Raw genomic sequence first — 6,238 nt, 5'->3', positions numbered from 1 at the left:
GGGTTGGGGGGCGGGGGCGGCCGCCCCCGCCCCGCGTTCCGCCACCCTCACCCGCTTCCCGGGAGGAAGATTGTTACGGCGCGTCAACGGGACCGTGCTCATCATCGCGGCGCTCATCGCCACCATCGGAGCCCTCACCTTCCCCGTCTGGTCCTACGCCGACCGCTCCGGCACCGGCCAGGACCACCTCGACGACTCATCGGTCGCCACACCGTGGGGCCCGCTCTCCGCGACGGACCGGGACTTCCTGGTCCGGGTGCGGCTCGCCGGGCTCTGGGAGCTGCCCGCGGGTCAGCAGGCCATCGAACGGGCGCCGACCCGGGCCATCCGCGACGCGGGCGACCATCTGGTGGTGGGCCACACCGATCTCGACCGCCGCGCCCGCGATGTCGCCGCCAAGCTCGGCGTCACCCTGCCGAACCAGCCCAACGCGCAGCAGCAGGGCTGGCTGCGGGAGCTGTCGGCGGCGACCGGCGAGGCCTACGAACGGGCCTTCGCCCAGCTGCTGCGCAACGCCCATGGCAAGGTCTTCGCGCTGGTGGCGCAGGTGCGCCACACCACCCGCAACATCCTGATCCGCCAGCTCGCCTCGGACGCCAACCAGACCGTCCTCGACCACATCACCATGCTGGAGGCGACCGGCAAGGTGGACTTCGACGCCATCGCCGACGAGGCGGCGGGCGGTTCCACCGCCAGCCCCACCGGTCCTCCGCCGCCCGACGGCGGTGCGGTCCCGGCGCCGCTGCCGGTCGAGCCGGGGGCGGGCCAGCGGCTCACCTCCCAGCCGTCCACCGGGCCCGGCGCGCCGACGGCGATCAACACCGGCCGTCCGGAACCGTCGGTGAGCCCCTGACGGACACCCGCCCGCCCTCGCCGCGCCACGGAAACCTCAAATCAACCTCTGAACGTCTCCTCCCCTGGATTGACCGCCCTGTGGCATGGTCATCACTGCCGCACAGCGCGCCGGATGGCGCGGCTGTGCGGACGAGGGAGACGGGGGCGGGGAGATGGAACTCGGCATAGGCATCGGCTGGCGGCCCGAGATCGCGGAGACCGTGGCGGCACTGCCCGGCCTGGACTGGGTGGAGGTCGTCGCGGAGAACGTCTGCCCCGGCCATCTCCACCCGTCGCTGGAGCGGCTGCGGGCCCGGGGCACCCGGATCGTGCCGCACGGGGTGTCGCTGGGGCTCGGCGGCGCGGACCGCCCCAGCGAGCGCCGTCTGGCGGATCTGGCCGAGCGGGCGCTGGACCTGGGGTCGCCGCTGGTGAGCGAGCACATCGCGTTCGTCCGGGCGGGCGGGGAGCTGACGGCCTCGCCGGTGCTGGAGGCGGGCCATCTGCTGCCGGTGCCGCGCACCCGGGACGCGCTGGCGGTGCTCTGCGAGAACGTCCGCGTCGCCCAGGACCAGCTCCCCGTGCCCCTGGCGCTGGAGAACATCGCGGCCCTGTTCAGCTGGCCCGGTGAGGAGCTGACCGAGGGCCAGTTCCTGACGGAGCTGGTGGAGCGCACGGGAGTACGGCTGCTGATCGACGTGGCCAACCTCCACACCAACCGGGTCAACCGGGGTGAGGACCCGGCCGCCACCCTCGCCGCGCTCCCGCTGGAGGCCCTGGCCTATGTCCATGTGGCGGGCGGGGTGGAGCGCGACGGCGTCTGGCACGACACCCACGCCCACCCGGTACCCCCGGCCGTCCTGGACATCCTGCGCGAGCTGCGCTCGCGGACCGCGCCCCCCGGCGTCCTGCTGGAGCGCGACGACGACTTCCCGCCCGCCGCCGAACTGGCGGCGGAGCTGGAGACGGTACGGGGGGCGGCACGCCTGAGGGAACGTCCCGCCAGGGCATCTGGCGACGCGACCGGGGTCCCCGTCTCCGTACCACCACAGCCGCAGGCACAGGCACAGGTACAGCCGCAGGCACAGACACAGACACAGGCACAGGCACAGGCACAGGCACAGGCACAGCGAACAACGGCACCGGAATCCGCGGGTGCCGGTGACGAGGCGCGGCAGGCGCTCGGGATCGGGCAGGCCGCGCTGCTGTCCGCGCTGGTGGCGGGGACGCCCGCGCCGGAAGGGTTCGACCGCGACCGGCTGCGGACGCAGACCCGGGCGCTGATCGCCAAGCGCGCCACGGTCGTGGCCAAGCTCGCGCCCGAACTGCCGGAGATCCTCGGCGACGGGTACCGCCGGGCCTTCTTCACCTATGCGGCGGCACGGCCCATGCGGGCCGGATACCGGCGGGACGCCATGGACTTCGCCGAGGAGCTGCTGCTCGCCGGGCAGCCCGCCGACGCGCGGGCGCGCCGCGCGCTGACCCTCTGGTGGGAGGAGCGCGCCGCCGCGCGCCCGCCCCGCAGAGCCACCCGTTGGGCACGCGCGGCACGCGCGTTCGTCAGGAGGTAGTCCCACCATGAGCCACGCCGATTCCGCCGTCGCGATCGTGCTCGCGATCCCCCTCTCCACGCTCGGGCTGCTGCTGTTCCGGGCCTTTCTCGCGCTGGGTCCCCGGGGCGGGAAGGAGGAGCTACGGGACCCGTACGAGGCCGCTTTCCTCACCGGTGGCCCCGGCCGGGTGGCGGACGCGGCCATAGCCGCCATGGAGGCCGACGGACGGCTGGAGGTCGGCGAGCCGGGCATCGTGGCCGTACGGCGGGCGGAGGCCACGCACCCGGTGGAGCGGGCCGTGCTGCACCGCCTTGAGGTCGCCGACAGCGGCTCGCTCAACGATCTGCGGTACGCGCTGCGCCGCTCCCAGGCCGTGCAGGCGATCGGTGACGGCCTGGCCGCCCGGCGGCTCCTCAAGGCCAAGAAGAGGGCCCGCAACGGGTACGAGCTGTGGGCGTTCTGGCAGTGCGCCCTGTGCGCGCTGGGGATACCGGTCGTGATTGGCCTGAGCTTTATGGAGGGGGCGACGGGCTGGCCCGGGAGTGAGGTGCCCTTCGGTGCGGTCACCGCGCCCGTGCTCCTGGTGGGCGCGCTGCTCGGCGGCTGGCTGGTGCCCCGCTCGGGGACCTACTGCACCCCGGCGGGCCGCTCCGCGCTGCGCCGCCAGGAGAAGGACGCGGTGCGGGACGCGACCCCGGCGTGGGGAGTGGCCCTGAAGGGGGCTCAGGGGGCGCGCAACCCCGTGCTGGTGTCGTTGCTGGCGGTGTCCGTGGCGGTCCCGGTGGGCTTTGTCCTCCATGGCGAGCAGGCGCAGCCGGAGTGGTGCGGGACCTCGCCGTACGCGCTCGCGGAGGGCACGGAGACCCAGCAGGCGACGGGTGGCGGTGACGGCGGGTCGGGCGGCGATGGCGACGGCGGGGGCTGTGGTGGTTGCGGGGGCTGCGGCTGCGGCGGTTGACGTACGGGCCGACGGGGGCGGGCCCCTGGGGAGCGGTCCGGTGCGGGGCGGCCGAGCGTCATCCGCGAAGAAATTGTGAATATCGTATGGCCTATACGTGGTCACCTCACGTAGAAATCGAGGATGCTCTGGGTCCTCTTCCTTCTGCTGGCCTGGACCGCGGCCGCCCTCGGCTGCGCCCGCCTGTGCGCCACCGCCGTCTCCGTCGCGCGCCCCCTGCCGACCGCCGGGCAGCCACGGCGGGAACTGACCCTGTACGAGGCCGCCTTCCTGGCGGGTGGGCCCACCCGGGTCACCGATCTGACGCTCGTCCTCATGGACCGCCGACGACGGCTGCTGCTGGCGCACACCGGCTGGACGACCCTGGTCGACCCGCGCGGCCACAACGAGCTGGAGCGCTCGGTGATAGCGGCGATCGGGCCCTCCGGGCAGGCCCCCACCCGTACCGTGCGCGCCGCCGCCTCGGCCACCGACGCCGTGGACGCGCTCGGGGACCGGCTGGCGGGCGCCGGGCTCGCGGTGCCCGCGCCCGCCCGGACCCGGCTGGCCACGGCGCTGCGCGGGGTGCGGGCCGCCGCCGTCCTGGCCGGTGTGCTGCTGGCGGTGGCGCCGCTGCTCCCCCGGGACCAGGTACCCGCCGCCGCCCACCCCGCCTGGCTGGCGCTGCCGCTGCTGCTGACCCTGGCCACGCTGGCCGTGGCCCGGCTGGAGCTGCGCCCCTACACCCGGTGGGCGTCCCCGGCCGGTGAGCGGCTCCTGGCCCGCTTCAGCCCCACCCCGGACGGCAGCGAGCGCGGCTATCTGACGGCCGTCGCCGTGCTGGGCGTGACGGCCGTGGACGACCCCCGGGTGCGCGCCGCGCTCGGCTGACCGGGGGAGGAAGCGGGCGCGGGACCCGGGCCCGGCACGCGTCCAGGAACCGCGCGACAACGAGCCCGGCACATGTCCAGGAACCGGGCCCGGCGCCCGCGTCCGGCGCGCCGCGCTCGGCACACGTCCAGGAACCGCGCGACAACGAGCCCGGCACACGTCCGGGAACCACGCCGCGCGACGGGCGCGCGTGTTCGGGTGACCAGCGCTTCGGGGGCATTGCGCGCGACACGGTCAACGGGTGCTTTACACCGCACGGCACCCGGCGAAAGCTGGCGTTCCGCCGACGATCGGATATCCATCCGGGGCCGGGCCGGTGCTCTGACGGACCGTCCGGGACCTCCGCCCGCCCGCCGTCGGTCTGATGACCCCGTCGGCCCCGGCCCGGAAGGAACGCGACGCGATGAGAGTACGGGTGAGGTCCCTGGTGGTGCCCCGGAGGGGGCGGGCGCGATACGGGCTCTGGGCCGCCCTCGGCTGCCTGTCGCTCACCACCCTGGCCCCGGCCCCCGCGACCGGGCTGACCCACCACGAACCGCGTGCCGCCGCCCCTGCGACCGGGCCGACCCCTCACGTACCGGGTGCCCCGCTCCCCCGGGCCGCCGCCGCGCCGGGCCCCGAGGCCGACGGCACCGCCCGGGCCGCCGCCCGCGCGGCCGCCGCCGGGATCGCCTTCGGCGCCTGCCCCGCCGTGGAACGCCTCCCCGACCCCGTACGCTGCGGCACGGTCCGCGTCCCGCTCGACTACGCCGACCCCGACGGCCGTCAGATCACCCTCACCGTCAGCCGCGCCGGGGCCATCGGCGGCCCGGCCGAACACCAGGGCGCCCTCGTCTACAACCCCGGCGGACCCGGCGCGTCCAGCATGTACTTCCCGCTGGTGACCCAGCTCCCCGAGTGGCGGCCGCTCGCCCGCGCCTACGACCTGGTGGGGTACGCGCCACGCGGGGTGGGCCGCTCGGCGCCGCTGTCCTGTGTCGACCCCGGGGACTTCGTCAGCGCGCCGAGCCCGTCCCCGACACACCCCTCCCCCGCCGAGAAGGAGCGCCGGATCGCCAAGGCGAGGGCGTACGCGGAGGGCTGCGCGCGCCGCGCGGGCGACACGCTGCGCCACTACACCTCGCTCAACAACGCCCGCGACCTCGACGTCCTGCGCGCCGCGCTCCACCAGGAGCGGCTGACCTACATGGGCGCCTCCTACGGCACGTACTTCGGTGCCCTGTACGCGACGCTCTTCCCCGCCCATGTCCGCCGGATGGTCTTCGACTCTGCGGTCAACCCGGCCCGCGACAAGATCTGGTACCGCAACAACCTGGACCAGTCACGGGCGTTCGAGACCCGCTGGGCGGACTTCCGCGCCTGGGTCGCCCGGCATGACGCCGTCTTCGGCCTCGGCACCACACCGGAGGCGGTCGCCGCACGGTACGAGGAGGCCAAGGCCCGGCTCGCCACCGAACCCGCCGGGGGCGTGGTCGGGCCCGGCCAGCTCCACGCGGCCTTCCTGGGCACGGGCTACTACGACGACTACTGGGCGCCGCGCGCGCGGGCGCTCTCGGACTATCTGCGCGGGGACGACCGGCGACTGATCGCCCAGGCCGCTCCGCACCGCGCCGGGGCGGGCGCGGCGGAGAACAGCGCCGCCGTCTACACCGCCGTGGAGTGCAACGACGCGCCCTGGCCGGTGGACTGGGAGGTCTGGGACCGCGACAACACGGCGCTCGCCCGCGTCGCGCCCTTCGAGACCTGGGACAACGCCTTCACCAATCTGCCGTGCGCGTTCTGGCGCGCGCCACGGCGGGAGCCGCTGGAGGTGCGGGTCAAGCGGGGCTCACTGCCGCCGGTGCTGATCCTGGCGGCCGAACGGGACGCGGCCACCCCCTACGCGGGGGCGCGTGAGCTGGCGCGGCGGCTGAAGGGTTCGGTGCTGATCACCGAGGAGGGCGCCGGGACCCACGGTCTGGCCGGGGGCGCCAACGACTGTGTCAACGCTCATGTGGAGCGCTATCTGCTGACCGGGCAGACG

At 75.1% G+C, this 6,238-nt stretch carries 5 protein-coding genes; all 5 read left to right on the top strand.

The genetic code is table 11. From position 1 onward, the window contains the following. Nucleotides 1-70: 70 nt before the first annotated feature. Nucleotides 71-853, top strand: coding sequence for a DUF4142 domain-containing protein (locus ACFVIM_RS31595; RefSeq protein ID WP_384308723.1), 783 nt, complete (start codon nt 71-73; stop codon nt 851-853). Between the two features lie 154 nt (nt 854-1,007). Further along, on the top strand, nt 1,008-2,405 hold the full coding sequence (locus ACFVIM_RS31590) for a DUF692 domain-containing protein (protein WP_384308721.1): 1,398 nt from the start codon (nt 1,008-1,010) through the stop codon (nt 2,403-2,405). Between the two features lie 7 nt (nt 2,406-2,412). After that, complete coding sequence (locus tag ACFVIM_RS31585) at nt 2,413-3,345, top strand: TIGR04222 domain-containing membrane protein (RefSeq protein WP_384308718.1); 933 nt, start codon at nt 2,413-2,415, stop codon at nt 3,343-3,345. Nucleotides 3,346-3,468: 123 nt separating this feature from the next. Continuing rightward, nucleotides 3,469-4,215 (top strand): TIGR04222 domain-containing membrane protein, encoded by a 747-nt coding sequence (locus ACFVIM_RS31580; protein ID WP_384308715.1) that lies wholly within the window; start codon nt 3,469-3,471, stop codon nt 4,213-4,215. Nucleotides 4,216-4,618: 403 nt separating this feature from the next. Next, the coding region (locus tag ACFVIM_RS31575; RefSeq protein ID WP_384308713.1) for an alpha/beta hydrolase at nt 4,619-6,238 on the top strand (1,620 nt) is incomplete at its 3' end.

Source organism: Streptomyces sp. NPDC057638 (assembly GCF_042800315.1).
GTDB lineage: Bacteria > Actinomycetota > Actinomycetes > Streptomycetales > Streptomycetaceae > Streptomyces.
This window is presented reverse-complemented; position numbering and strand designations above follow the sequence as displayed.

What these genes read in the sequence shown, in the direction of transcription:
- ACFVIM_RS31590 (WP_384308721.1), top strand. Translation starts at nt 1,008, where the DNA reads ATGGAACTCGGCATAGGCATCGGCTGGCGGCCCGAGATCGCGGAGACC.
- ACFVIM_RS31585 (WP_384308718.1), top strand. Translation starts at nt 2,413, where the DNA reads ATGAGCCACGCCGATTCCGCCGTCGCGATCGTGCTCGCGATCCCCCTC.
- ACFVIM_RS31580 (WP_384308715.1), top strand. Translation starts at nt 3,469, where the DNA reads ATGCTCTGGGTCCTCTTCCTTCTGCTGGCCTGGACCGCGGCCGCCCTC.